A 25096-nucleotide genomic window follows, 5' to 3' on the forward strand; every position below is an offset into this window, starting at 1 on the left:
GGCTGCGGCAGTTCAAACCTGCTCTTGTGCTGTTCAACCGCTAATGACTTCGCCCGCCACGCGGATCGACTTGCCGCGGAAGAGCGCGATGGCGCGCCCTTCCTGGTTGCTGACCTTGACGTCGTAGACGCCGCTCTTGCCCGCCAGCGCCTGCTCCACGGCGTGCGCCGTCAGCACGTCGCCTTCGCGGCCTGGCGCCAGGTAGTCGATGGTGCAGCCGGCGCCCACGGTGTTCATGTTGTAGCTGTTGCAGGCGAAGGCGAAGGCGCTGTCGGCCAGGGCAAAAATGAAACCGCCATGGCAGGTCTGGTGGCCATTGAGCATGTCGGCGCGCACCGTCATCGTCATGCGCGCATGGCCGGGGCCCACGTCGGCCAGGGCGATGCCCATGGCGGCGGTGGCGTTATCGCGCGACAGCATGGAGGCGGCAGCCGCTTCGGCCAAAGCCTGGGCGGCGTGAATATGGTCTTCCTTATGCATGAAACGGTGCTCCATTGGCGAGTTTGCGGCGCAACAGCGGCGAGACCCGGTAGCGGTCTTCGCCATAGCCTTGCGCCAGGTGGTGCAGCACGGTCACGATCTGTTGAACGCCTACCGCATCGGCCCAGGCCAGCGGTCCGCGCGGATAATTGACGCCCTTTTGCATGGCGATATCGACGGCATCCGCCGTGCACACGCCCTGGTTGACGGCGTCGGCCGCCTCGTTGGCCAGCATGGCGACCGTGCGCATGACGGCCAAGCCAGGCACGTCGTCCAGGTGCGTGACGGTGAAACCGGCCGCCTGGAACAGGCCGACGGCGGCCGCATAGGCGTCGTCGCTGCACTGGTCGGCACGGGCCACGGCGATGCGCTTTGCACTGGCGTAATCGAGCGCCAGATCGAACAGCACCGTGTCCGGATGCTGGTTGTCGTGCGCGCGCTGGGTGGCGCTGCGGCCATCGGTCAGATAGATCGCGGCGCCATGGCAATGCAGGGCCGGTGCCTCGTCATGCGCCTGGCCTTCCTGCGTCACGCGGCGGCTGACGGTGACGCCCGCCTGTTCCAGCCGCTGCACCAGGCTGCGGATGATGCCGCTGTGGCCACGGCCATCGCCGCCGATGGCGGCCGACAGGGCGACGAATTCCGGCTTCGGCTGCGTGCTTTCCGCCTGCGCGACAGGGGCAGCGGCGCCTTCGCCGTACAGATAAAAACCACGGCCCGATTTGCGCCCCAGGAAACCGGCGTTGACCATTTCCTGCTGCAGCACGGACGGCGTGAAGCGCGGGTCGTTGAAATAGGCGCCGAATACGGATTGCGTAACGGAGAAATTCACGTCATGGCCGATCAGGTCCATCAATTCGAATGGCCCCATGCGGAAACCGCCCGCTTCGCGCAGCACGGCATCGATGGTGGCGGCATCGCCCGCCTGCTCGTTCAACAGGCGCCAGCCTTCCGCATAAAACGGACGGGCGACTCGGTTGACGATGAAGCCCGGTGTCGATTTCGCATGCACGGGGTTCTTGCCCCAGGCAATCGAGGTGTCGTAGACGGTGGCGGCGACTTGCTCGCTGGTGGCCAGGCCACTGATCACTTCCACCAGCGCCATCAGGGGCACGGGATTAAAGAAATGCATGCCGACCAGGCGTTCCGGCCGGCGCAGCTTGGCGGCGATCGCCGTGACGGAGATCGACGAGGTATTCGTCGCCAGGATGCAGTCGTCGCTGACTAACGCTTCGAGTTCGGCGAACAGGCCGCGCTTGACGTCGAGGTTTTCCACGATCGCTTCCACTACCAATGCGGCGCCGCTCATGTCGGCCAGGCTGCCGGCCGCCTGCAGGCGCGCCGTGGCGGCCGTGGCTTCGTCCGCCGTCATACGGCCCTTCTCGGCCAGCTTCGCATACATCTTGCCGATATCAAGCAAAGCCTTGCTCACCGCTTCCGCGCGCGCGTCGTACAGTTTGACCCTGTAGCCGGCGGCAGCTGCCACCTGCGCGATGCCGGCGCCCATGGCGCCGCTGCCGATGACGGCGACGATACTGTTGTTATCCAAAGCTGCCATATCAGTGTCCCTTGAATTGCGGTGTGCGTTTTTCCATGAAGGCGGCCACGCCTTCGCGGTAATCGTCGCTGTTACCGAGATCGCTCATCATGCGCGCTTCCAGCGCAAGCTGCTGCGGCAGGGTATTGGCGCCACTGAGACCCAGCGCCTGCTTGGTGTACGCCAGGCCCTTGGTCGGCGCCGTGGAAAAGTGCACGGCCAGCTTGCGCGTCTCTTCCGCCAATTCGGCGTCGTCCACGCATTTCCAGATCAAACCCCAGTCCTCGGCCTTTTCGGCCGTCAGTTTTTCGCCGAGCATGGCCAGTCCCATGGCGCGTGCCGAACCGATCAGACGCGGCAGGAAGAAGGTGCCGCCCGTATCCGGAATCAGGCCCAGCTTGCAGAACACTTCGACGAAGCTGGCCGACTTGCCGGCGATGACGATGTCGCAAGCCAGCGCCAGGTTGGCGCCCGCACCCGCGGCCACGCCGTTGACGGCGCAGATCACGGGCATAGCCAGGGCTTTCAAGGCCAGCACCAGCGGCGCGTAGTTCTTTTCCACCGATTCGCCCAGGTCCACGCCCTTCGAACCGGGTTCCACGGCGCGGTCGGACAAATCCTGGCCCGCGCAAAAGCCGCGGCCCGCGCCCGTCAGCACGAAGACGCGCACGGTGCTGTCGGCGTTCACTTGCGCAATCGCGTCGCGCACTTCCTCGTGCATGGCTTGCGTAAAGCTATTGAGCTTGTCGGGACGGTTCAGGGTCAGCGTCGCGATACCCTGCTCAATGGTGAAGAGGATGTTTTGGTAGGTCATGGCGTGTCTCGTGTACGTTTATTTTTAACCCAGGTGCCACTGCCGGGGTCGGACCTTAAGGTCCGACCCCAGATGTTGTTTGGGGTTTGCGACTATTCTGCCTGATCGAAATCGACAATCACCTTGTCGGTCAGCGGAAAACTCTGGCAGCTGAGGACGAAACCGCGCGCCACTTCGTAGTCTTCCAGCGCGTAGTTGACGTCCATCTCGACTTTGCCGTCGAGGATCTTGCAGCGGCAGGTCGAGCATACGCCGCCCTTGCACGAGTAGCGCATGTCCAGCCCACTGCGCAGTCCCGCGTCGAGGATGGACTCCTTGTCCTTGTCCATCATGAAGGTGGTGTGGTTGCCGTCCATGATGACGGTCACTTCCGTTTCCTGCACGGCATCCGCAGCCAGCTGGGCGCGCGGCTTGTGGGCGTTTTTCGGGATGCTGGCGGCGAACAGTTCGATCTTGATATTCTGCTTGGGCATGCCGGCCGCCTGCAGGGCAGCGGACACGCCCAGCATCATGTCTTCCGGGCCACAAATAAACGCGTTGTCGTAGTCTTCGACTTTGATCCAGTGCTGCAGGAACTGCTCGCATTTTTCCTGCGTGATGCGGCCGTTGAACAATTCGATGTCCTGCTGCTCGCGGCTCATCACGTAGACGAGGTTCAAACGCTCCAGGTACACATCCTTCAAGTCCGTCAATTCTTCCTTGAAGATGACGGACGACGAGGCGCGGTTGCCATAGAACAGAGTAAAACGGCTCAGGGGTTCCGCCAGCAGGGTCGTCTTGATGATGGAGAGGATGGGCGTGATGCCGCTGCCGGCCGCAAACGCCAGGTAGTGCTTGCGGTTGACGCAGTCGAGCGGCACGTTGAAGTGGCCCATGGGCGGCATCACGTCGATGGTGGCGCCGGCTTTCAAGGTGTCGTTCGCCCAGGTGGAAAAGGCGCCGCCTGGCGTGCGCTTGATGGCCACGCGCAGCGTGCCGTCCTGCACCGCCGAACAGATGGAATACGAGCGGCGCACGTCTTCCGCATTGATATGGGCGCGCAGGGTCAGGTGCTGGCCCTGCTGGAAGCGGAACTGCTGCTGCAGCTCGGCTGGCACGTCGAACGTGACGGCGATGGTGTCGCGCGTTTCGTTGCGCACGTTCGCTACGCACAGCGGATAAAATTTACTCATGCTTCATCTCCAGTTTCTTCGGAACGTGTGCCTGATTTTTTTAGTGGCACTTGAAGTAGTCAAACGGTTCGCGGCAAGCCAGGCATTTATACAGGGCCTTGCACGGCGTGGAGCCGAACTGGCTGGTCAGCTGCGTATGCGTGGAACCGCAGTTCGGGCAGATCACCTCCAGCTTGGGCATCGGTTGCCGTTTCACGCCACCACGCAAGCCGCTGATGTCGATCACCTGCTGCTGCGGCGGGGCGATGCCATAGCCTTTCAGCTTGGCCTTGCCCGTCTCGCTCATCCAGTCCGTGGTCCAGGCGGGTGCCAGCTGGTTCACCAGGGTCACCTTCGCCACGCCATGGCTGCGCAAGGCTTCCGTGACGGCGTCGGCGATCACCTGCATGGCCGGGCAGCCCGAATACGTGGGCGTGATCGTCACGGTGCAGGCATCGCCATCCGTGACTTCGACGGCGCGCACGATGCCCAGGTCCACCACCGAAATGACGGGAATTTCCGGGTCGGGCACGTCGCCCAGCCAGGCCCAGACCTGGGCGGCATCCAGCGCGGCGGCGCCAGCGGCCGTGTTCATTACCACTCTGCCCCGGGATAGGCGCGCTGCAGGAACTGCATCTCGGCCAGGATAAAACCCAGGTGTTCCGTGTGCGTGCCCTGCTTGCCGCCCTTTTGCATCCAGGCGTCGGGCGCCGGCATGGTCAATGTCGCTTCGGCGAAGATCTCGGCGACGTGTTCGAGGAAAGCCTGGCGCAGGATGTCCGATGGGGGCGCGATGCCGGCGGCGACCATGGCCTGGTCGACGGCGTCGTACTTGAACATCTCGCCCGTGTACATCCACAGCTTGTCGGCCGCGGCCTGCGTTTTCGCATGGCTTTCCGCCGTGCCGTCGCCGAGGCGCACGATCAGGTCACCGCTGCGGCGCAAGTGATACGTGACTTCCTTGATCGACTTTTGCGCCACTTCGACGATGCGCGCATCCGTCGATTTCGTCAGTTCCAGCAGCTGGAAGTAATGCCAACTGTCGAAGAAGAACTGGCGCATCATGGTGTCGGCGTAATTGCCGTTCGGCTGTTCGACCAGCAGGCAATTCTTGAAATCGTGGGCGTCGCGCAGGAAGGCGATGTCGTCCTCGTCGCGGCCCGCGTTTTCCAGTTCCGCCGCATAGCTGAACCACAAACGCGTCTGGCCCAGCAGGTCGAGCGCCACGTTGGTCAGCGCCATGTCTTCTTCCAGCGCCGGCCCCTTGCCGCACAGCTGCGACAGCTGCTGGCTGAGGATCAGGGCATTGTCGCCCAAGCGCAAAAGGTAGTTGACCTTGTCATCCATTGCAGGCGCTCCCATCACAGGTTCTTGACTTCTTCCGGCATCGGGAAGAAGGTGGGATGGCGGTATACCTTGCTGTTCGACGGCTCGAACAGGGCGCCCTTGTCGCCGGGGCTGCTGGCGACGATATCGGCCGCGCGCACCACCCAGATGCTCACGCCTTCATTGCGGCGCGTGTAGACGTCGCGCGCATGGTTGACCGCCATGGTGGCGTCGGAAGCGTGCAGGCTGCCCACATGCTTGTGCGCCAGGCCGTGCTGGCTGCGGATGAAAACTTCCCACAAAGGCCATTCTTTGCTCATGTTGCTATCCCCTATCTGTCTTATGTAATTACGCTGCTGCTTTGTTAGCGGCTTGCTTGTCGGCATAGGCGACCAAGGCATCGCGGAACCATGCACCATCTTCATACGCTTTCACGCGCGTTTGCAAACGCTCGCGGTTGCATGGGCCATTGCCCTTCAGGACATTGTTGAACTCGGACCAGTCGATCTCGCCGAATTCATAATGGCCCGTCTCGGCGTTGAACTTCAGGTCGGGATCGGGCACGGTCAGGCCCAGGTATTCGATTTGCGGCACGGTCTGGTCGACCATGCGCTGGCGCAATTCATCGTTCGAGAACAGCTTGATGCGCCATTGCGCGGACTGGGCGCTGTTGACGGAAGCGGCGTCCGATGGACCGAACATCATCAGCGACGGCCACCACCAGCGGTTCAGCGCATCCTGCGCCATGGCTTTCTGTGCCGGGGTGCCCTTGCACAGCGACATCATGATGTCGTAGCCCTGGCGCGCATGGAACGATTCTTCCTTGCAGACGCGGATCATGGCGCGCGCATACGGACCGTAGGAGCAGCGGCACAGGGGAATCTGGTTGATGATGGCGGAACCGTCGACCAGCCAGCCGATGGCGCCCATGTCGGCCCACGACAGGGTGGGATAGTTAAAGATGCTGGAATATTTGGCTTTGCCCGAGTGCAAGGCGGCGAGCAAATCGTCGCGCGAGACGCCCAGGGTTTCCGCGGCGCTGTACAGGTACAGGCCGTGGCCCGCTTCGTCTTGGATCTTCGCCAGCAGGATCGATTTGCGTTTCAGGGTCGGTGCGCGCGTGACCCAGTTACCTTCGGGCAATTGGCCGACGATTTCCGAGTGGGCGTGCTGCGAAATCTGGCGGATCAGGGTCTTGCGGTAGGCGTCGGGCATCCAGTCCTTGGCCTCGATCTTGATGCCTTCGTCGATGCGCGCCTGGAAAGCGCGCTCTTCCTGGCCCATGTCGTCGATGGAGCGGACGTTCTTGAGGCCGGTTTCAACCATTTGTGCGTACATGATGTGTCTCCCATGTCTTTGATTTTGCGCAGCAACGCGGTGCGATGAACAGATAATACGATACAAAAAACGATTTGCATACACTTGATGTGAATCATTTTAAAAATTCGTATCTTGTGCCGCTTTTTTGTGCGTATGATATTGCTTATGAGAAAACACCATGGAGCGCTACCCGTGCATCCGGCAAATTATTGCCGCGCTACCCGCGCAGCCAAGTAAACTGCTGCTTTTATTGAACCGACCGCAACACGGCCAGACCGGAACCACATGAAGAACACCCGCTGCACGGCATGGATAGCCGATTTCCTGGAAAGCGACCCACCGCGCTCGAAGTCCCTGGTGATGACCATCTTTGGCGACGCCATCGTGCCGCGCGGCGGCGCCATCTGGCTGGGCAGCCTGATCGAACTGCTGGCGCCGTTCGGCGTCAATGACCGGCTATTGCGCACCAGCGTGTTCCGCCTGGCGCAGGAAGGCTGGCTCAGCTCGCAACGCGACGGCCGCCGCAGCGCCTATACGATACGCCCGGAGGCGCTGGCCCGCTTCGAACGCGCCTACCGCCGCATCTATGCGCCGCTGGTCGTGCATTGGGATGGCAGCTGGACCCTGGTGATCGGGCCGGCCGGCAGCATCGGCGCCGCCGAACGGGGCGCGCTGCGCAAGGAATTATTGTGGGCGGGCTACGGCTTGATTTCCCCTGGCATCTTTGGCCACCCGGCCAGCAATACGGAGGCGCTGGAAGATATCCTCGTGCGCAACGAGGTGCAGGGCAAGCTGTATGTCTGCCACACAACAGAGTTGCCAGGCGTCAGTACGCGCCCCCTGCGCGACATGGTGGGCGAATGCTGGGACTTGTCGGAAGTGATGGCCGGCTACGAAAAATTCATCGCCAGCTTCCAGCCCCTGCTGACCCTGCTGCAGGAAGAGCCCGTGTTCGATGCGGAACAGGCATTCGTCATCCGCTCGCTGCTGACGCACGCCTACCGCCGCGTGCAGTTGCACGACCCGCAACTGCCCGTCGAGCTGCTGCCCGAACCGTGGCCCGGCACGCAAGCCTATGCGCTGGCGCGCGACCTGTACCGCATCACGTATGCGGCGGCCGAGGAACACATCCTGGCCACCCTGCGGCGCGAGGACGAGCACGCGCCGGACGTGGAGCCGTGGTTTTTTGAACGTTTCGGCGGCCTGAACGCCTGAGAAAACGTCCATGGCGGCGTTGCAGGGCCTGGGCGTACGTTCGTACTGCCTGCGGCCCTGCGCCTTGCCCTGGCCATTTTTCAGGCGTTCAGGAATAAGAACACCTATCAAAACCTACTGCGCGTCGGTATTTGCGGCCTGCGATGCTCACTGTACCTTAGTACAGTTGCGTTTCTCAACCACAACTCCCTTCCGCTCGCTACGGTTTTGTTAGGTGTTGTAAGTCACTGCCTGCTCACTGTTTCACCACCACTTGCTTGGCCCCTGCCAGCAAATCCTGCCCCAGCTTTTCCAGCGCATTGGCCTGCACCAGCATGGTGTCGAGGATGGCGACGTTGAAGGTGAATTCGGCCGGCGTCGTATAGCCGGGGAAACGTATGATGCGCAGCAATTCCTGCAAGGTCGTACCCTTGCCCAGGTGCGCCAGGGCGTCGCTGAGGGCGCTGATTTTCTTTTCCAGTTCGCGTATGTGTTTACCGTTGTCATCCATGATGCTCTCCCCGTGTCGGAGCTTCCACCTTAGCAAAGCACACCCGTCATCGTTTGCGCCAGCACAAAGGCCAGCGCAAAACAGGTATCATCGCGCCATTGCACACGATGCAAAACCCATACGTTTTTATCAGGAACACTCATGACCATTAAAATCAGCCAGCAATTCGACGCCGGCGCGATCGAGGTGCTGCGCGCCGACGATGCCCAATCCATCGAGCTGAACATCCGCAAGGATTCCCATGCCGACATCACGCAGTGGTTTTACTTCCGCCTGCAAGGCGCGCAAGGCGAGGCGTGCACGATGCGCTTCATGAACGCAGGCAAGTCGGCCTACCCGGACGGCTGGAAAGATTACCAGGCCGTGGCCAGCTACGACCGCGAAACGTGGTTCCGCGTGCCCACCAGCTTTGACGGTACGGTAATGACCATCGAACACACGCCGGAAGAAGAAAGCGTCTACTACGCCTACTTCGAGCCGTATCCATGGGACCGCCACCTGGCCCTGATCGACAGCGCGCAAGCGTCGCCGCTCGTGCGCTTGATCGACCTGGGCAGCACCGTGGAAGGCCGCGACATGAACCTGCTGGTCGTCGGCGACGCCGATGCTGAAAAGAAAGTCTGGGTCATTGCGCGCCAGCACCCGGGCGAGACGATGGCCGAATGGTTTGTCGAAGGCATGCTCGAAGCGCTGCTGGACCAGGCCAATCCGTTTGCCCGCCAGTGCCTGCAGGACGCCGTCTTCTACGTGGTGCCGAACATGAACCCGGACGGTTCCGTGCACGGCAATCTGCGCACCAACGCGGCCGGCGCCAACCTGAACCGCGAATGGATGACGCCGACCATGGAGCGCAGCCCGGAAGTATTCCTGGTGAAACAGAAAATGCATGAAATCGGTTGCGACCTGTTCCTCGACGTGCATGGCGACGAAGGCTTGCCTTACGTCTTCGTGGCCGGCAGCGATGCGCTGGAAAACTTTACGCCAGCACAGAAGGCGGCGCAAGACCGCTTCATCGCCGACTTCAAGGTGGCCAGCCCCGACTTCCAGGATGAGCACGGCTATGAAGACGGCCCGTTCACGCCGGAAGTGCTGACCATGGGCTCGCCCCACATCACGCACGCCTTCGCCTGCCTGTCGCTGACCCTGGAACTGCCGTTCAAGGACAACGCCAACGATCCCGACCCGCAAACGGGCTGGAGCGGCGCCCGCAGCGCCGCCTTGGGCGCGGCCGTGCTGCAACCGATTCTGTCCACCTTGCGCGCCTGAGCGCCAGGGCCGAAGCGGTCCGCTTGATCCCATGCCCCGCTCGCCGGGGTATTTTTTATGCCCGCCCGGCAAGCCGATTCTCTGCAATACGCAGCCATGGCATCGCCCCTGGCATCATGGCTGCGTACCTGCCGAACCAGCTTTCAACAGGGAACACGAGCGCATCGGCATGCACGCCACCATGGCGCAGCGCAGCATCGCTAATCGTTGCCACGCCGGCCATTGCTGCCTATACTGGGCGCAGCATTGCCTGTCCCTTCCCTTGCCGATAAGCACCCACCTATGACCATCAAAGACCAGCCACGCGCTGCGGCGCGATTTTCGCCGACCCGATTTGCACACGTGTGCATATTCTTGTTTCTTGGCTTGCACGGCGTGCCGGGTACGGCGGCCGAACTCAGCCCTGCCGCCCAGCTGGGGCGGCGCATCTTCCACGATGCCAGCCTGTCCGCTTCGGGCAAGCAGTCGTGCGCCAGCTGCCACGACCCGGCCCACGCTTACGCGCCCGGCAACAAACTGGCGGTGCAACTGGGAGGCGCCGATGGCCGGGCCCACGGCTACCGCGCCACGCCATCGCTGCGCTACCTGGAACACAATCCGCCCTTCCGCTTTGATGAGGAAGGCGCGCCCAACGGCGGCATCAACTGGGACGGCCGCGCCGCCAGCCTGGCGGAACAGGCGGAACGGCCTTTCCTGGCAGCGCACGAAATGGCCAATGCCAGCACGGATGAAGTGGTGGAGCGGCTGCGCAACGGCAGCTACGCGGAAGCATTCCGGCACGTCTTTGGCGCTGCCATCTTTGCGCAACCGCAACAGGCCTTTCGCCGCATCACCTATGCCTTGCAGCAATTCCAACAGGAAGAGCCGGATTTCCACCGCTACGATTCCAAATATGACCTCTACCTGGCCAACAAGGTTCCGCTGGAGCTGGCGGAATTGCGGGGCCTGGCCCTGTTCAACGATGAACGCAAGGGCAATTGCGCCGCTTGCCACCCCAGCGTGCGGGGCGAACATGGCGCGCCGCCCTTGTTTACGGACTTCAGTTTCGACAATCTGGGCGTGCCGCGCAATACGCGCATTCCCGCCACGGCCGACCCCGCCTATTTCGACCTGGGCTTGTGCGGCCCCGACCGCACGGACCTGGCCACAAAAGGAGCGTTATGCGGCGCCTTCAAGGTGCCCAGCCTGCGCAATGTCGCCACGCGCCAGGTGTTTTTCCATAACGGCGTGTTCGACAATCTGACGGATGCCCTGCGTTTCTATGTGCGGCGCGATACGCATCCGCAAGAATGGTATCCGCGCGACAAGCGGGGAAAAGTGCAGAAATTCAATGACTTACCCGCCAGGTACCGCGCCAACGTCAACGTCAAGGAGGGGCCGTTCGACCGCAAGCGGGGCATGGCGCCCGCGCTGACGGCGGGCGAGATCGAGGATATGGTGAAGTTTTTGGCCACGCTGACGGATGGCTATCAAGTCCAGCAGTAATACATGGGGCGTTCCAGCGCCGGAACGCCCCCCCTGGCAACTAGCCGCGCGCCACCTTGCGCAGGGCATCGACCAGCCGGTCCAGATGCGACTCGGGCGTAAAGATGCCCGGCGTGACGCGCACGCATGCGCCGCTGGCAAGACCGTCACGCGGCACGGCAAAGATGCCGTGTTCCTGCACCAGCTTTTTCGACAGGGCATAACTGTCTGCCACGCTGGTCCTGCCTTTCAGACGGAACGAAGCGATGGCGCTCGTCAGGCGTGGATCGCTGGACGCCAGCACCTCGATGCCATCGATGCCGCGCGCCGCCTCCACCCAGCGGTTGCGCAGCAGCCGCAGCCGCGCCTGCTTGTTGGCCACGCCGATGTGCGCATGCAAGTCCAGTGCCGCCGGCAAACTCAGGTAGGCGGCGAAATTGAGCGTGCCCGTATGTACGCGGGTACGGATATCGTCGCCCGCCTTTTCTCCCAGGTACGGGTCGATATCAGCCGCCCGGCCCCGCTTGATGTAGGCGGCGCCCACGCCCACGGGCGCGCCTATCCATTTGTGCAGGTTGATGCCGGCAAAGTCCGCCTGCAGGTCGGGGATCGTCATGTCCAGCTGGCCAAAGCCATGCGCCGTGTCGACGATCACATCGATGCCCCGTGCGCGCGCCAGGCGGCTGATCTCGGCCACGGGCAAGACCATACCGTTGCGGTGGTTGACATGCGTGAGCAGCATCAATTTCAGCTTCGGCTGACGTTCCATGGCGGCAACATAGGCAGCAACCACATTGTCATGCGTAAATGGTTCCGGGATGGCAATGGACACCACCTGGGCGCCACGCCGCTGCTGCAGCCAGCGCGTGACGGTGATCATATTGTCGTAATCGATGTCCGCGTACAGCACCGCATCGCCCGGCTGCAGGCGGTTGTAGCCGGCGATCAAGACTTGCAGCGCTTCCGTGGCGCCCCGCGTCAGCACGATTTCATCGATCCCCACGCCCAGCGCCCTGGCCGCCGCCGCGCGGGCCGCCTCGAAGTCGGCGGGAAAGCGCATGCGCGCATACCAGGCGTTGTCGCGGTTGACCATGGTCAATTGCTGCTCGTAATGACGCAGCACGGGCCTGGCCATCGAACCCCAGTAGGCATTGTCGAGTTGCACGATGGCATCGGTGGTGTCGTATTGCCCGGCCACGGCTTGCCAGTAAGCCTGGTTGCTGGCCAGCGTCTCCGGCGTGGTGCCGGCGGGCACTGCCGGCAAAGGTGGTGGCAAGGCGGCGGACGCCGCCGATCCTGCGCCCGCCGTCAAGGGCAGCGCCGCCGCCAGCGAACCCGCACGCAACAAGGCGCGGCGTTGTGGATTCATCGTCATCCCCCTTAAAATTTCACTTTGTACTCGACGTACAGCTTGCGCCCGTCCGTGTCGTATGGCGCGTTGCGCGAATAGATCAGACCGCGGCTGGCCTGGAAGGTTGCCTCATCGGGATATTTGTCCAGCACGTTGTCGATACCCACGCGCACGGACTGCTTGTCGCTGATCTTGTAGCTGACCGCCAGGTCGAGAAATTGCATGGCGCCAAAACGCTGGAAGATATCGCCCGTGGCGTTGCCGGAATTGTCCGTCCAGGCGCCGTAGTAGCGCACGCGGGCCAGGGCATTCCAGCTGCCCAGGTCGTAGTTGCCGCTGATGGTGGCTTTCTGGCGCGGCAGGCGCTCTTCGAACACCTGGCGCTGGGCTGCATTAGTCACCAGGCTGGACTTGCCGCCGTCAACCTTGGTGGTGTTGTAGTTGTAGGCCAGGGTCAGGTTCAGCTTGCCGTCGCCGATACGGCTGACGTGGCTGCCCACGATATCGATGCCGCGCGTGGTGGTGTCGAAGTCGTTCGTGAAATAGCTGACGGAGGTGTAGCGCAGCGGGTTGGCCACGCCAGCGGGCACGGCAAACGCGGCGGACGTGCTGAAGCGGTCGCTGACCTTGATGTCATACACGTCGACGGAACCGGAAAAGCCGGCCGGCGTCTTCCAGGTAAAACCCAGCGACAGGTTCTTCGATTTTTCAGGCTTCAGCGCCTGCGCACCGAGCAGGATGGCCAGCGGGTCGTTGTTGGCCAGGCGGCCACTGGTAAACAACAGCAGGGTCTTGGTGTCGAGGCCCTGGTTGGTGCTGTTGGTGTTCGACTGGCCCGGCGTTGGCGCGCGGAAACCCGTCGAGTAGGAACCGCGCAGGGCCAGGTCTTCGCTCAAGGCGTAGCGGGCCGACAGCTTGCCGTTGACGGTGCTGCCAAATTCCGAGAAATGTTCATAGCGGGCCGCGCCGCCCAGGCTCAAGGCCTTGCTGACGGGCACTTCCACGTCCAGGTAGGCCGCATAGCTGTCCTGCCCCCAGCTGCCCGCCTGGCGGTCGCTGAAACCGGGCGCGCCGTTGGCGTTCGCGTCCAGGCCGACGGCCGCGCCCGGCCCCACCGTCCAGGACGCTACATCGCCCGCCTTCACGCCATACGTTTCATTGCGCGCTTCCGCGCCAAACGCGATATTGACGGGTTGCGGCAACGATGCCACGGGCAGTTCATAGTTGAAGTTGGCGTTGAGAATCTTTTCCGCCTGCGACAACTGGCCCAGGTAGAACGACGTCGGGCTGCTCGGCCCCATCGAGGCGTTGATGGAATTGGCCAGCTTGTAATCAATGCGGTTACGGCCATAGGAAGCGCTCACATCCCAGCCGAAGCGGTCGTTGAAGTGACCGCGCACACCGGCCACCAACTGCAAATCATCCTGGTCGTTCGAATAGCTGGGGCTGAAACCAAGCGGATACAGGCTGCGCAAGTCCCAGCCGGGGAACAGGCTGCTGGTCTTATACGCGCCCGTGCTGGTGTCTGGATTTCTCCAATTGAAATCCGAGGTGCCGTCGCTGCGGCTGAACAGGCCGAAACCGTACAGTTCCGCCGTGTCGGACAGGGCCAAGCTGGCATTGAAGCCGATGCGCTTGCTGTCGAGTTCAGGCTGGCCCCAGCGCTGCACGGGATTCGGCACCTTCAGTTCAGGATGGGCATTCTGGAAAGCAATGGCGTCGGCCCGCTGGCGCGTGCGCGAAGTGGGGTCGGACTGGGCCAGCGCGCCGAAAATCGTCGCCTTGCCCGTCTCGCCAAACGTAAAGCCCGTCTTCAGGTTGAGCTCATTGCCCTTGCCGTCGCCTTCCGAATATTGCGAATGGTGCACGGACAGCTCCGTGCCGACCGTGTCGTCGAGAATGATGTTGATCACGCCCGCGATCGCGTCGGAACCGTACTGGGCCGAAGCGCCGTCACGCAGCACCTCGATGCGCTTGATGGCGGACACGGGAATCTGCGCCAGGTCCGGCGCCTGCGCACCGCGCGCTCCGAGCAGGGCGCTGCGGTGGAAACGCTTGCCATTGATCAAGACCAAAGTCTGGTCCGGCGACAAGCCGCGCAGGGTAGCCGGGCGCACGAAGACTTGCCCGTCGGCCATCGGCAAGCGCTGCACCACGTACGAGGGAACCAATTGCGCCAGGACATCGTTCAAGTCCGACGATTCGACGGCGCCGATATCTTCGCGGTTGAACACATCGACGGGCGCCATGGTATCGAACTGCGTGCGGTTGCTGCCGCGCGTGCCGGTGACGATCACGGCTTGCGTTGTATCAAGGATATCGCTGGCAGCAACGGGCGCGGCGGGCGCATCGCCATGGGCATGCGCCTGGCTGGCGAAGACGGCGCTCAAGGCGCACAACAGGGCCGCCGCGCGGGCGATGCGGGTACGGGAACAGGTCATGGAGAGAGTTCACTATGCAGGTTGGATCAACAACGACGCGTCACGGCAAGACTCGCATCTTGCATGAAATATCACGAAGTTCGGCTTACTTACATTAAAAGCATCTAAATTACGCAGATAACGTCAGATGGCGTCATCATACGAAGCGAATATTTCCGCCGTATGACGACCAGGCCGCTGCGCGAAAAACCACAGGGACAAGAAAAAAGGCGCCAGCGGCGCCTTTTGATCAGGAGGAATGCATCCGTTCAGCCGCCGGCCACCACCATGCTCTCGATGAGGATGGAACCCGTCTCTTTGGTTCCGCGACGCAAGACGTCGGCGCCCACGGCGACGATGTTGCGCAGCATGTCCTTCATGTTGCCGGCAATCGTGATTTCTTCCACCGGATACTGGATCACGCCGTTTTCCACCCAGAAACCGGAGGCGCCGCGCGAATAGTCGCCCGTCACGTAATTGGTTCCTTGTCCCATCAGTTCCGTCACCAGCAAGCCCGTGCCCAGCTTTTTCAGCATGGCACTGAAATCGTCGCTGGCGGCCGTCAGGTTCGAGGTCAGGTACAGATTGTGCGAGCCGCCCGCATTGCCCGTCGTCTGCATGCCCAGCTTGCGGGCCGTATAGGTCGACAGGAAATAGCCTTGCACCACGCCATCCTTGACGACGTCGCGGCTGACAGTCTTGACGCCCTCTTCGTCGAACGGCGCGGAACCGACGCCGCCGATCACGTGCGGGTCTTCGAAGATCTGCACGTGCGACGGCAGCACCTGCGTGCCCAGGGAATCGTTCAGGAACGTGGATTTGCGGTACAGGGCGCCGCCCGAGGTCGCTTGTACATAGGTACCGAGCAAACCGGCCGCCAGCGGCGCCTCGAACAGCACGGGACAAGTGCGCGTGCCCAGCTTGCGCGCATTCAGGCGCGACAGGGCGCGCTCGGCGGCGTAGCGGCCGATGGCTTCCGGACTCGACATCTTGGCGGCGTCGCGCACGGACGAATACCAGTCGTCGCGCTGCATCTTCGCGCCCTTGCCGGCGATGGGTGCCACGGACAGCGTATGGCGCGAAAACGGGTAGCCGCCGATGAAGCCGCGCGAATTGGCGGACACAAAGTGCGATTGCTGCACGTGCACGCTGGCGCCCTCGCTGTTCGTGATGCGCGGGTCGACGGCGAACGCGGCCGCTTCGGCCCGCTGGGCCAGTGCGACGGCTTCCTCGGCGGAAATGAGCCAGGGATAAAACAGTTGCAAATCGCGGGGGGACATTTCCAGCATGTCGGCGTCGGCCAGCCCCGCGCAATCGTCCTCGGCCGTGAAGCGGGCGATATTGTAGGCGGCGTCCACCGTGGCGCGCAGGGCGGCAGGGGAAAAGTCGGAGGTGCTGGCATTGCCGCGTTTCTTGCCGACAAACACGGTCACGCCCATGCCCTTGTCCTTGTTTTGCTCGATCGTCTCGATCTTGCCTTTTCGTACAGAAACGGACAGGCCGCCGCCTTCGCTGACTTCGACGGCTGCGTCGGTACCGCCCGCTTCCCGCACAAAAGACAACACATCACGGGCCAGTTGCTGCAATTGCTCTTGACTATGGGTAAATACGGAGTCGTTCATGCGCTGTTTTCTTCGGAAAGCCGCTAAAAAGGTTATCATAGCAGTCGTTTACAGTTTACAGGAGCGGTCCACAAGTCCTCTCCCGCCTTATATATCATGCCAAATCCAAACCGGGGAGCTTGCGGCTTCCAATCCACCGAATTCGAACAGGAATATGAACGTCCGTCGAAGTCGGAACTCAAGCGCCAGATGACCGTCCTGCAAAAGCTGGGCGAAGAACTCGTCAATGAGGCACGCGACCGCGTCAAGCGCGTCCCGATGCCGGAAGACGTGCGCGACGCCATTCTCGAATGCCAGCAGATCAAGGATCACGAAGGCCGCCGCCGCCAGCTGCAATACGTGGGCAAGAAAATGCGTACCCTGGATGAAGAAGAAGTTGCCGCCATCCAACGCACCATCGATAGCTGGAAAGGCTTGTCGAAAGCCGACACGGCCAATATGCACGCGATGGAACGCCGCCGCGACAAGCTCTTGACGGATGACAAAGCGCTGACCGTCTTGCTGTCGGAAAACCCGGAACTGGACGTGCAGCACCTGCGCACCCTGATCCGCAATGCCCGCAAGGAGCAAGCCGAGAACAAGCCGCCGAAAGCCTACCGCGAAATCTTCCAGATCTTGAAAGAGATCGCCAAGAAGAACAACAGCGGCAAGAAAGATGCCGATGAAGATGGCGCAGAAGCGGAAGACGACGAGTAATTCGCCGTCCGAAACGCAAAGATGGACAAAAAACCGGGATAATCCCGGTTTTATTGTTTTTACGCCACTCCAGACTTTATAGGTGACCGATGTCCACCACTCTCGAAGACGAATTGATTATCGGCCTCGTGTCGATCTCCGACCGCGCCAGCGGCGGCGTGTATGAAGACCTGGGCATTCCGGCCCTGGAAAGCTGGCTGTCCGCCGCCATCCGCACGCCTTTCCGCCTGGAAAAGCGCCTGATCCCCGACGAGCGCTCGCAAATTGAAAACACCCTGATCGACATGGTCGACCTGAACCACTGCCATCTGATCCTGACGACGGGCGGCACGGGTCCGGCGCGGCGCGACGTCACGCCGGACGCCACGCTCAGCGTGGGCACCAAGGAAATGCCCGGTTTCGGCGAACAGATGCGCCAGATCAGCCTGCAATTCGTGCCGACGGCGATCCTGTCGCGCCAGGTGGCCGTGATCCGCGAGACGCCCGAGCGCGCTTGCCTGATCATGAACTTGCCGGGCCAGCCAAAAGCCATCAAGGAAACCCTGGAGGGCTTGAAGGATGTTGATGGAAATCAATTGGTGAACGGTATCTTTGCCGCCGTCCCCTATTGCATCGACCTCATCGGTGGCCCCTACATGGAAACCGACCCGGCCATCTGCAAGGCCTTCCGTCCCAAATCGGCGCTGCGTCCGGCGCAACCTTTACCTGAGGAAAATACATGAGCACCTTGCTGGAAACCATAGAACTCGACAGCGCACCGAACCCCACCGTTTCCATCATCTGGATGCACGGCCTGGGCGCCGACGGCAACGATTTCGTGCCCCTGGTAAAAGAACTCGATTTGCGCGGCTGCCCCGCCATCCGCTTCATCTTCCCCAGCGCCGGCACCATGCCCGTCACCATCAACAACGGCTACGTGATGCGCGCCTGGTACGACATCCTCGTGAACGACCTCGTGCGCCGCGAAGACGAGGGCGGCCTGCGTGCCTCGCAGGCGCAGATCGAAGCGCTGATCGCGCGCGAAAAAGCGCGCGGCATTCCCGCCAGCCGCATCATCCTGGCAGGCTTCTCGCAAGGCTGTGCCATGACCTTGCAGACGGGCTTGCGCCATGCGGAACCGCTGGCCGGCCTGATGTGCCTGTCCGGCTACCTGCCCCTGGCCGACAAGACGGCTCTTGAACGCACGCCGGCGAGCCTGCAGACGCCGATTTTCATGGCGCACGGCACGGCCGACCCCGTGGTGCCGATCGGCCGCGCGCAGCAGTCACGCGACTTGCTCACCGGCATGGGTTACAAGGTGGAATGGCACGAGTACATGATGCAGCACTCGCTGTGCCAGGAAGAAATCGACGCCATCGGCGCGTGGCTGAAAAAAGTATTGGCTTAAAGTAAAACAGGCGCGGTGTGCGCCGCGCCTGTTGTCATACGGAACGCCAGGAACGATCAGTTCGCCGGCGTTTTTGCATTCCATATCTTCAACATGTCGGGCGACGCTTCCGAGCGGATACCGTTGTCCGTCAGCACCGATTCCGTCGCGGCCAGCATCTCCTTGCGGGGCACGACGACCATTTCCGCATCGCGCTGCTGGAAGCGGAACGTCAGCAGCTCATCGGTCTGGTCGCGCAGCAAGGCCACCAGGTGCGCCAGGCTGCGCACGCGCACGCCATTGACGGAATCGACGACCGAGAAGAAACGGGTACTGTAACCATTCATCAGCTTGTGCGGGAAGAATGGCGCGGCGATCACCACCAGCTCTTCGCGCTCGCTATCGGGCGCATCGCCGCGCCGCGTGGCCAGCGGATTGCCGGCAAACGCCATGCCGCCCAGCATTGCCGGGTTGCCACTCGGCGCCGCCATGAATTCCGTGGTGGCGCGCGAAAACACCATCGGGCCGAAGATGAAATAAGACGGATAATTGCCCTGCAGACCGCTAATGAGCATCGGGTGCGCCGCCGAGACGGGCACCTTGATTTTCAGGGGCGCGCCCTGGCGCACTACCGTCAACGGCAACTCGCCGTCTTTCGCCAGTTGCTGCACGCGGTACTGGAAGCGCACGCGGCTGTTGGCATTCAGCTTGACCATGCCCTGGTTGTCGATAGGAAATTCACCGATATGCGTGATCACATCCCACTCCTTGAGCGGATAGCCGGCATCCTTGCTGGCCGGCGTCATCACGACGGCGCCCTCGACACCCTTGGCCAGCTTCAGGTAGGTGCGCAGCGCGGGATTTTCCAGCGTTTGCGTCACGTCGCGCATGGCCGGCTTGCCCTTGGGAGCGCCGCTTTCCTGATCGCGCAGGAACAGCTCGATTTCCTCGTTGGGGATGATGTAGCCGATGTTTTGCGCATTGAGCATGCCCGCAAAGGCCAGGCCGATCATCTTGTCGCCGGCAATCACGGGGCCGCCGCTATTGCCCGGATTGATGGCTGCATCGATCTGGATGCGCAGGCCGGAGACGGGGAAGTTGTAGCGCACGAATTCGATGCGCGAGACGATACCCTTGGTGATCGACAGCGAGGTGCCGCCCGTCGGATAGCCATACGCCAGCACGGCATCGCGCACGTCCGGCAAGACGTTGGCGCGCGGCACCGCCTTGTGGCTGGCGAAAAAACTGTCGTCGTCGATCTTCAGCAAGGCCAGGTCCATGCCGCGCGAAATGGCCAGCACGGTTGCCGGTATCTTGTCGCCCGCGCCATTCGCCTGGATCTGCACCTGGCTGGCATAGCCGACCACGTGCGCATTGGTAAGGATGCGGCGGCCTTCGATGACGACGCCCGAGCCCGTCACCTCTTGCGGCGCGGCCTTGCTCCAGGGTTTATACGGGTCCGGCCCGCGCAGGGTGGAAAACACCTTGACGACGGAATTTTCCAGGGCGGAAGCACTGGCGGTCGCCGTAGCGGCGGTCTCGGCGGCAAGCGCCCGCAGCGTCATCAAGGGGGAAAAAGAAAGGGCCAGCGCCAGGAAGGCGCGGCCCATCAGGGTGATGCACGGACGAGTTTTCATTGAGCTTTTTGGCAATGGAAGGGAAGCAAAATTATATATTGAATAATTGCAACTTCATTACACTTTGTCCATCTTTTCCCGAAGAACTATTCTAATCGGGCAAAGGCGTGACGCCCAAGGCCGGCACGGCCGTCTGCGCCCCATTCATCACCATGGCCAGGAAGGTGTAATAGCCATTGATGCCCATCAAGTCGACCACGCCGTGCTCGCCAAACAGCGCCAGCGCCCGTGCATACGTCGCGTCGCCGACGCGCTTGTTTTGCTGCAACTCGATGCAAAAATCATGCACGGCTTGTTCATCTTCCTTCAGGGCAAGCGGCAGGCGCCGCGCGGCGATGGCGTCCACGGCCGCTTGCGCGATACCGTTCTGCACGGCCAGCGGCGCGTGGATGGCCCACTCGACCTGCTGGTCCCACTGGCGCGCCGTCACCAGGATCGCCAGTTCCGACAGGCGCGTGCCGATGGCACTGCGGTAGCGCAAATATTCGCCCATGCGCTGCGCCGTTTCCATCAGCTCGGGGCTGCGGATCAGGGGCACGAAGGGGCCGTACAGGGCACCGCGCGGACCATCGATGATGGCTTGCGCGGCGGCGCGCTGCTGCGGGTCCAGCCGGTCCAGCGGCAGCGCGGGCAAACGGTCGATATCGCTACCGGCCATCAGGCAGTCCAGGCGACGACGTCCTGCTGCTGTTCGCCCAGGCCGGCGATGCCCAGGCGCAGGCTGTCGCCTTTTTTGAGGAAGCGCTGCGGCTTGCGGCCCTGGCCCACGCCCGGCGGCGTGCCCGTGGCGATCACGTCGCCCGGTTCCAGAGTCATGAATTGCGACAGGTAGCTGACGATCTGCGCCACCGTGAAGATCATGGTTTGCGTATTGCCAGTCTGCATGCGCTTGCCGTTGACTTCCAGGTACAGGTCCAGGTCTTGCTCGTCGATAACTTCATCGCGCGTCACCAGCCACGGGCCGACAGGGCCGAAGGTGTCGCAGCCCTTGCCCTTGTCCCATTGGCCGCCCCGCTCCAGCTGGAACGAGCGCTCGGAAATATCGTTGACGACGCAATAGCCGGCCACGTATTTCAGCGCGTCCTCTTCGCTCACGTACTGCGCGCGCGTGCCGATGATCACGCCCAGCTCGACTTCCCAGTCCGTCTTTTTCGAGCCTTTCGGCAGCACGACATTGTCATCCGGACCGTTCAGGCAAGTGATTGCCTTCATGAACACGATCGGTTCGGCCGGGATCGGCATGCCCGATTCGGCCGCGTGGTCCGCGTAGTTCAGGCCGATGCCGATGAACTTGCCGACCTTGGCCACCGGCACGCCGAAGCGCGGGTTGCCGCGCACCAGGGGCAAGGTCTTTTCGTCGAGCTTGGCCAGCTTGCGCAAGGCCTTGTCGGACAGTTGCGCGCCGTCAATATCGGCAATCACGCCGGACAGGTCGCGCAGTTTGCCTTCTTCATCGATCAGGCCCGGTTTTTCCTTGCCTGGACGTCCATAACGAACGAGTTTCATAGTCTTCCTTGGAGTTGATCATTGCCGCTGTGCAGGCTGCCATTTTACCGGATGGCCCGGCACGCCTGTAGCGGTTGATGAAAAACATCGCAAGTCCCGGCAGTTGCAAGGCCGCCAGCACGCCAAACGCCACCTGATACGCCTGCGGCGGGTACTGCTGCTGGCTATTCAGGGGCCAGCAGCCGAGGATCAGGCCAAAACCCGCCTGCACCAGGAAGGCGCCCGTAAAAATGAGCAAATTCAAACAGGTGGCCGCCCTGCCCGTCAGGCTGGCGGGCATGCTTTGCGCGACGATCGCATACTCGAGACCCGTCACCGTGCCCAGCAAGGTAAACAGCACGGACAGCAAAGGCAGGCCGGGCACCACATTGCACGCCATCGCCACTTGCACGGCGACAAACAGGACGATGCCGGCGGCCGCCACTTGCATGGGTGCAATGCCACGCCGCCCTGCCCATTCCGTCAGCATGCCCATGCCGATGGCGCCGAAGATGACGGCTGCCATGCCCAGGTACAGCAAATACGCCACGTTGTCATCGGACAAGCCGCCCACGTCGGCCAGCCAGCGCCCCACCCACAAGCCCTGCACGCCAAAGAACACCGTGTGCGGCAGCAGGATCAGCGCAATGGTGCGGCGAAAGCCGGGATCGAGGTACACGCTCCAGACGCTGACCTTGCTCACCTTGTGCATGCCTGCGGCAGGCGCGGGCATGGCCGACGACAGCAGGCGGATCAACAAGCCGATGGCCAGCGCCGCCAGCGCCAGCCCCAGGAACACGCCGCGCCAGTCCGTGTAGTGCAGGGCCAGCTTGACGGGCATGGTGGCCGTGGCCGCGCCCAGGCCGCCCACGGCGATCAGGTAGCCATGCACGGAGGGCAGGCGCGACGGCGCGATGGCGCACGAGATCGCTTTCACGGCGGCCATGAAACAGCCGCCCAGCCCGGCGCCCATGATGGCGCGCGCCCACATCAGTTCGGCAAAGCTGTGGCCCCGGCTGAACAGCCACACGCCCAGGGCCGCCAGCGCCAGCAGCCACAGTTGCACCGTGCGGGGGCCGTAACGGTCGAGCGCCATGCCGACTGGCAATTGCACCAGCGCAAAGGCGAGAAAAAAGGCGCTGGTCAGCAGGCCCAGCTGGGCCGGCGTCAGGGCGATGGCGCCCAGCAATTCGGCCGTCAGCACGGCATTCACGCCGCGCAGCAGGCACGACAGGTAATGCCCGAGCGCGAACGGCAGGAACACCAGGCAAAACACGGCCACGCCGGAACGGGCAGGCGCACCGACGGCATGCATGCTCAGGCAGCCTGCGCCAGGCGGATGATTTTGTGCGGCAGCTGCGGCACAGGTTCATCCGTCTCGAAGAAGAATTTATCGTGGCCGAACGCGGGCTTCAAATCGTCCATCCACGTCGCTTCCGCATCGAACTTCGCATAAAACGGCCGGCGCACCCAGTCCGGGTTGCGCGCCTGCAAAAATTGCAGGGCAAACAGTTTTTCGCCATTGATGGTGACGATGCCGTCGATGACGACCTTGCCGGGGAAGGCGCTCATGGACGGCCCCCGTACCGTGCGCGACAGGCCCGACACCATCTGGTAGGCGGCTTGGAAAATCTCGTGCGCCTTCGCCAGGGGCAACTCGAAATAGCCGCGCGGCCCCGTGTCCCGTTCGACAAACATGTAATACGGAATCGCCCCCAGGCGCGTGCCCGTCTGCCACAGCTCGGCCCAGCTTGCCGGGTCTTCGTTGATATGGCGAATCAGCGGCCCCTGCATGCGCAAGGTGGCGCCCGTGGAAACGATGCGTTTCACGGCTTGCTGCGCGATATCCTGGCGCAACTCGACGGCATGGCTGTAATGGCCCATCACGGCCAGGTTCTTGCCCGCCTTGACGATGCGCTCGAACAGGCGCATCAAGTCATCCGCATCGCGGTCCGAGACAAAGCGCTGCGGCCAATACGCCACCGCCTTGGTGCCGATGCGAATGTTCTGGATGTGTTCCAGGCCTGGCGCCAGCAGCGGCTCCAGGTAGGAGGCCAGTTGCCGCGTGTTCATGATCATCGGATCGCCGCCCGTGATCAGCACGTCCGTCACTTCCGGATGCAGTTTCAGGTAGGCGGCCAGCTCGTTCGATTCGCGCGCATCGAACTTCATGTCGTCCATGCCGACGAACTGGGGCCAGCGGAAACAGAAAGTGCAATACGCGTGGCACGTCTGGCCGGCGCTGGGGAAAAACAGCACCGTCTGCGCATATTTATGCTGCAGGCCGCGCACGGGCGCATCGTTGACCCGCGGCACGTTATGCGTCATCTGCCCGGCCGGATGGGGATTCATTCCCAGGCGCAAGCCATGCACATAGGCATCGATGGCGGCCTTGTCCTGCTTGACCAGCACCAAGTCGCGCAGATGCGCGTACTGCTCGGGCGGCAGCATATCGCGGTGGGGAAACACGAGGCGGTAGATGGGGTCGTCAGGGATGTTGTTCCAGTCGATCAGCTGATCGAGCACATATTCATTGGTGCGAAACGGCAAGACGTGCGAGACCACTTGCACGGCTTCGCGCTGCTCTTCCGGCAGCCATTCCCACTGCCGCGCCTGTTGAATGGTTTGCCGCGTATACGGCTTGAACTTGGGTGAAAACGGCTCGGTAATGAGTGCGGACACGATCGGCTCCTTGCCTGTAAATAGCGATAACTTTCATGAAATCAGCCCATGTCGGCCAATTCCAGCCTCTTCCCCCACATGCCATGTCCATCTCGGCATGCTGTGAAAGTCATCATAGTTCTTGCTACCAGGAACCAAATTGCTACATATCAACAAGCCTCCCGATACGTTGCACGCTGCCTACAAGCAACACCTTAGTTTGTTCCATCGCAATTTGATGGCGCCGCCAGCGACGTAAATTACGACTTGGCAACACATCCCTCGATATCACAAGGAGCTTTCATGAAACGCTTATTCACGGGTAGCCTGCTGTGCCTGGCATTTGCCGGCGGCAGCGTCAGTGCCGCGGTCGAACCAACGGAAAAAGACGCCATCGCCATGGCCGAACGGGGTGCCGCCTTCATGAAGGCGCATGGCAAGGAAGAAATGATGAAGAAAATCACGGCGAAAGACCCGGACTTCGTGCAGGGCTCGCTGTATGTGGACATGCGCGACATCAAGACGGGCATCGTGCTGGCCCACCCCATCAATCCTTCCATCGTGGGCAAGGATTTGACGGATGTACCGGATGCGAATGGCAAGAAATATCGGCGTGAAATCATTGAGCTGGCGCAAAAACAGGGCAAGGGCTGGGTCGATTACCAGTACAAGAATCCCACCAGCGGCAAGATCGAACCGAAGACCACGTACATCCTGCGCGTCAACGATGTGGTGCTGGAAGCGGGTATCTACAAAAAATAAGGCAGGGGCGGCGCGCAGGAACGCCGCGCGCCG

At 62.2% G+C, this 25096-nt stretch carries 24 protein-coding genes; 7 read left to right on the forward strand and 17 right to left on the reverse strand.

Going from position 1 to position 25096, the window contains the following annotated elements; genetic code table 11:
* Window positions 1-33 precede the first annotated feature (33 nt).
* From paaI to paaA, 8 genes are all read right to left on the reverse strand, one after another.
* Window positions 34-480 (reverse strand): hydroxyphenylacetyl-CoA thioesterase PaaI, encoded by a 447-nt coding sequence (gene paaI, locus AC1RJW_RS10515; RefSeq protein WP_326459268.1) that lies wholly within the window; start codon window positions 478-480, stop codon window positions 34-36.
* Window positions 473-2038: a 3-hydroxyacyl-CoA dehydrogenase PaaH gene (gene paaH / locus AC1RJW_RS10520; RefSeq protein ID WP_493044868.1), complete on the reverse strand. Its 1566-nt coding sequence runs from the start codon at window positions 2036-2038 to the stop codon at window positions 473-475. The genes paaI and paaH overlap by 8 nt, the downstream gene beginning before the upstream one ends.
* 1 nt (window position 2039) lies before the next feature.
* Entirely contained in the window at window positions 2040-2831 is a 792-nt protein-coding gene (gene paaG / locus AC1RJW_RS10525; protein ID WP_493044869.1) for a 2-(1,2-epoxy-1,2-dihydrophenyl)acetyl-CoA isomerase PaaG, read from the reverse strand.
* Window positions 2832-2923: 92 nt separating this feature from the next.
* Entirely contained in the window at window positions 2924-4003 is a 1080-nt protein-coding gene (gene paaE, locus AC1RJW_RS10530) for a 1,2-phenylacetyl-CoA epoxidase subunit PaaE (RefSeq protein ID WP_493044870.1), read from the reverse strand.
* A gap of 40 nt (window positions 4004-4043) precedes the next feature.
* On the reverse strand, window positions 4044-4577 hold the full coding sequence (paaD, locus tag AC1RJW_RS10535) for a 1,2-phenylacetyl-CoA epoxidase subunit PaaD (RefSeq protein ID WP_493044871.1): 534 nt from the start codon (window positions 4575-4577) through the stop codon (window positions 4044-4046).
* Entirely contained in the window at window positions 4577-5329 is a 753-nt protein-coding gene (gene paaC, locus AC1RJW_RS10540) for a 1,2-phenylacetyl-CoA epoxidase subunit PaaC (RefSeq protein ID WP_493045153.1), read from the reverse strand. Before paaC ends, paaD begins: the two co-directional genes overlap by 1 nt.
* Before the next feature lie 14 nt (window positions 5330-5343).
* Window positions 5344-5628, reverse strand: a complete 285-nt coding sequence (gene paaB, locus AC1RJW_RS10545; protein ID WP_034746356.1) for a 1,2-phenylacetyl-CoA epoxidase subunit PaaB — start codon at window positions 5626-5628, stop codon at window positions 5344-5346.
* Window positions 5629-5656: 28 nt separating this feature from the next.
* Entirely contained in the window at window positions 5657-6646 is a 990-nt protein-coding gene (gene paaA, locus AC1RJW_RS10550) for a 1,2-phenylacetyl-CoA epoxidase subunit PaaA (protein ID WP_493044872.1), read from the reverse strand.
* A gap of 267 nt (window positions 6647-6913) precedes the next feature.
* Here paaA and paaX point away from each other — a divergent pair, with 267 nt between their 5' ends.
* Complete coding sequence (gene paaX, locus AC1RJW_RS10555) at window positions 6914-7843, forward strand: phenylacetic acid degradation operon negative regulatory protein PaaX (RefSeq protein WP_493044873.1); 930 nt, start codon at window positions 6914-6916, stop codon at window positions 7841-7843.
* A 235-nt stretch (window positions 7844-8078) separates the two neighbouring features.
* On the opposite strand, the gene AC1RJW_RS10560 is transcribed toward paaX, so the two are convergent.
* Window positions 8079-8333: a hypothetical protein gene (locus AC1RJW_RS10560; RefSeq protein WP_493044875.1), complete on the reverse strand. Its 255-nt coding sequence runs from the start codon at window positions 8331-8333 to the stop codon at window positions 8079-8081.
* 141 nt (window positions 8334-8474) lie between these two features.
* On the opposite strand from AC1RJW_RS10560, the gene AC1RJW_RS10565 reads away from it, so the two are divergent.
* Together AC1RJW_RS10565 and AC1RJW_RS10570 are read left to right on the forward strand one after the other, a co-directional pair.
* Entirely contained in the window at window positions 8475-9599 is a 1125-nt protein-coding gene (locus AC1RJW_RS10565) for a M14 family metallopeptidase (RefSeq protein ID WP_493044876.1), read from the forward strand.
* Window positions 9600-9953: 354 nt separating this feature from the next.
* On the forward strand, window positions 9954-11084 hold the full coding sequence (locus tag AC1RJW_RS10570) for a cytochrome-c peroxidase (RefSeq protein ID WP_493044877.1): 1131 nt from the start codon (window positions 9954-9956) through the stop codon (window positions 11082-11084).
* A gap of 40 nt (window positions 11085-11124) precedes the next feature.
* Here AC1RJW_RS10570 and AC1RJW_RS10575 read toward each other — a convergent pair whose 3' ends face one another.
* From AC1RJW_RS10575 to pmbA, 3 genes are all read right to left on the reverse strand, one after another.
* Window positions 11125-12432, reverse strand: a complete 1308-nt coding sequence (locus tag AC1RJW_RS10575) for an aminotransferase class V-fold PLP-dependent enzyme (RefSeq protein ID WP_493044878.1) — start codon at window positions 12430-12432, stop codon at window positions 11125-11127.
* Between the two features lie 11 nt (window positions 12433-12443).
* Complete coding sequence (locus AC1RJW_RS10580; RefSeq protein WP_493044879.1) at window positions 12444-14855, reverse strand: TonB-dependent receptor plug domain-containing protein; 2412 nt, start codon at window positions 14853-14855, stop codon at window positions 12444-12446.
* 248 nt (window positions 14856-15103) lie between these two features.
* Complete coding sequence (gene pmbA, locus AC1RJW_RS10585; RefSeq protein ID WP_493044880.1) at window positions 15104-16456, reverse strand: metalloprotease PmbA; 1353 nt, start codon at window positions 16454-16456, stop codon at window positions 15104-15106.
* A 96-nt stretch (window positions 16457-16552) separates the two neighbouring features.
* On the opposite strand from pmbA, the gene yjgA reads away from it, so the two are divergent.
* From yjgA to AC1RJW_RS10600, 3 genes are all read left to right on the forward strand, one after another.
* Window positions 16553-17152, forward strand: coding sequence for a ribosome biogenesis factor YjgA (gene yjgA, locus AC1RJW_RS10590; RefSeq protein WP_326456447.1), 600 nt, complete (start codon window positions 16553-16555; stop codon window positions 17150-17152).
* 89 nt (window positions 17153-17241) lie between these two features.
* Complete coding sequence (gene mog / locus AC1RJW_RS10595; RefSeq protein WP_326456448.1) at window positions 17242-17874, forward strand: molybdopterin adenylyltransferase; 633 nt, start codon at window positions 17242-17244, stop codon at window positions 17872-17874.
* On the forward strand, window positions 17871-18539 hold the full coding sequence (locus tag AC1RJW_RS10600) for an alpha/beta hydrolase (RefSeq protein WP_326456449.1): 669 nt from the start codon (window positions 17871-17873) through the stop codon (window positions 18537-18539). Before mog ends, AC1RJW_RS10600 begins: the two co-directional genes overlap by 4 nt.
* A gap of 56 nt (window positions 18540-18595) precedes the next feature.
* Here AC1RJW_RS10600 and AC1RJW_RS10605 read toward each other — a convergent pair whose 3' ends face one another.
* From AC1RJW_RS10605 to AC1RJW_RS10625, 5 genes are all read right to left on the reverse strand, one after another.
* Entirely contained in the window at window positions 18596-20155 is a 1560-nt protein-coding gene (locus AC1RJW_RS10605) for a S1C family serine protease (RefSeq protein WP_493044881.1), read from the reverse strand.
* 91 nt (window positions 20156-20246) lie between these two features.
* Window positions 20247-20813: a carboxymuconolactone decarboxylase family protein gene (locus AC1RJW_RS10610; RefSeq protein ID WP_493044883.1), complete on the reverse strand. Its 567-nt coding sequence runs from the start codon at window positions 20811-20813 to the stop codon at window positions 20247-20249.
* Window positions 20813-21661 carry a fumarylacetoacetate hydrolase family protein gene (locus AC1RJW_RS10615; RefSeq protein ID WP_493044884.1) on the reverse strand — a complete coding sequence of 283 codons (849 nt, stop codon included), beginning with the start codon at window positions 21659-21661 and terminating at the stop codon, window positions 20813-20815. Before AC1RJW_RS10615 ends, AC1RJW_RS10610 begins: the two co-directional genes overlap by 1 nt.
* On the reverse strand, window positions 21606-22955 hold the full coding sequence (locus AC1RJW_RS10620) for an MFS transporter (RefSeq protein ID WP_493044885.1): 1350 nt from the start codon (window positions 22953-22955) through the stop codon (window positions 21606-21608). Before AC1RJW_RS10620 ends, AC1RJW_RS10615 begins: the two co-directional genes overlap by 56 nt.
* Before the next feature lie 2 nt (window positions 22956-22957).
* Window positions 22958-24322, reverse strand: coding sequence for a KamA family radical SAM protein (locus AC1RJW_RS10625; RefSeq protein ID WP_493044886.1), 1365 nt, complete (start codon window positions 24320-24322; stop codon window positions 22958-22960).
* 282 nt (window positions 24323-24604) lie between these two features.
* On the opposite strand from AC1RJW_RS10625, the gene AC1RJW_RS10630 reads away from it, so the two are divergent.
* On the forward strand, window positions 24605-25063 hold the full coding sequence (locus AC1RJW_RS10630) for a cache domain-containing protein (protein ID WP_034780434.1): 459 nt from the start codon (window positions 24605-24607) through the stop codon (window positions 25061-25063).
* The last annotated feature ends 33 nt before the right edge of the window (window positions 25064-25096 follow it).

The organism is Janthinobacterium sp. GW822-FHT07A03 (assembly GCF_058798815.1).

What these genes read in the sequence shown, in the direction of transcription:
- paaI (WP_326459268.1), bottom strand. Translation starts at nt 480, where the DNA reads ATGCATAAGGAAGACCATATTCACGCCGCCCAGGCTTTGGCCGAAGCG.
- paaH (WP_493044868.1), bottom strand. Translation starts at nt 2,038, where the DNA reads ATGGCAGCTTTGGATAACAACAGTATCGTCGCCGTCATCGGCAGCGGC.
- paaG (WP_493044869.1), bottom strand. Translation starts at nt 2,831, where the DNA reads ATGACCTACCAAAACATCCTCTTCACCATTGAGCAGGGTATCGCGACG.
- paaE (WP_493044870.1), bottom strand. Translation starts at nt 4,003, where the DNA reads ATGAGTAAATTTTATCCGCTGTGCGTAGCGAACGTGCGCAACGAAACG.
- paaD (WP_493044871.1), bottom strand. Translation starts at nt 4,577, where the DNA reads ATGAACACGGCCGCTGGCGCCGCCGCGCTGGATGCCGCCCAGGTCTGG.
- paaC (WP_493045153.1), bottom strand. Translation starts at nt 5,329, where the DNA reads ATGGATGACAAGGTCAACTACCTTTTGCGCTTGGGCGACAATGCCCTG.
- paaB (WP_034746356.1), bottom strand. Translation starts at nt 5,628, where the DNA reads ATGAGCAAAGAATGGCCTTTGTGGGAAGTTTTCATCCGCAGCCAGCAC.
- paaA (WP_493044872.1), bottom strand. Translation starts at nt 6,646, where the DNA reads ATGTACGCACAAATGGTTGAAACCGGCCTCAAGAACGTCCGCTCCATC.
- paaX (WP_493044873.1), top strand. Translation starts at nt 6,914, where the DNA reads ATGAAGAACACCCGCTGCACGGCATGGATAGCCGATTTCCTGGAAAGC.
- AC1RJW_RS10560 (WP_493044875.1), bottom strand. Translation starts at nt 8,333, where the DNA reads ATGGATGACAACGGTAAACACATACGCGAACTGGAAAAGAAAATCAGC.
- AC1RJW_RS10565 (WP_493044876.1), top strand. Translation starts at nt 8,475, where the DNA reads ATGACCATTAAAATCAGCCAGCAATTCGACGCCGGCGCGATCGAGGTG.
- AC1RJW_RS10575 (WP_493044878.1), bottom strand. Translation starts at nt 12,432, where the DNA reads ATGAATCCACAACGCCGCGCCTTGTTGCGTGCGGGTTCGCTGGCGGCG.
- AC1RJW_RS10580 (WP_493044879.1), bottom strand. Translation starts at nt 14,855, where the DNA reads ATGACCTGTTCCCGTACCCGCATCGCCCGCGCGGCGGCCCTGTTGTGC.
- pmbA (WP_493044880.1), bottom strand. Translation starts at nt 16,456, where the DNA reads ATGAACGACTCCGTATTTACCCATAGTCAAGAGCAATTGCAGCAACTG.
- yjgA (WP_326456447.1), top strand. Translation starts at nt 16,553, where the DNA reads ATGCCAAATCCAAACCGGGGAGCTTGCGGCTTCCAATCCACCGAATTC.
- mog (WP_326456448.1), top strand. Translation starts at nt 17,242, where the DNA reads ATGTCCACCACTCTCGAAGACGAATTGATTATCGGCCTCGTGTCGATC.
- AC1RJW_RS10600 (WP_326456449.1), top strand. Translation starts at nt 17,871, where the DNA reads ATGAGCACCTTGCTGGAAACCATAGAACTCGACAGCGCACCGAACCCC.
- AC1RJW_RS10605 (WP_493044881.1), bottom strand. Translation starts at nt 20,155, where the DNA reads ATGAAAACTCGTCCGTGCATCACCCTGATGGGCCGCGCCTTCCTGGCG.
- AC1RJW_RS10610 (WP_493044883.1), bottom strand. Translation starts at nt 20,813, where the DNA reads ATGGCCGGTAGCGATATCGACCGTTTGCCCGCGCTGCCGCTGGACCGG.
- AC1RJW_RS10615 (WP_493044884.1), bottom strand. Translation starts at nt 21,661, where the DNA reads ATGAAACTCGTTCGTTATGGACGTCCAGGCAAGGAAAAACCGGGCCTG.
- AC1RJW_RS10620 (WP_493044885.1), bottom strand. Translation starts at nt 22,955, where the DNA reads ATGCATGCCGTCGGTGCGCCTGCCCGTTCCGGCGTGGCCGTGTTTTGC.
- AC1RJW_RS10630 (WP_034780434.1), top strand. Translation starts at nt 24,605, where the DNA reads ATGAAACGCTTATTCACGGGTAGCCTGCTGTGCCTGGCATTTGCCGGC.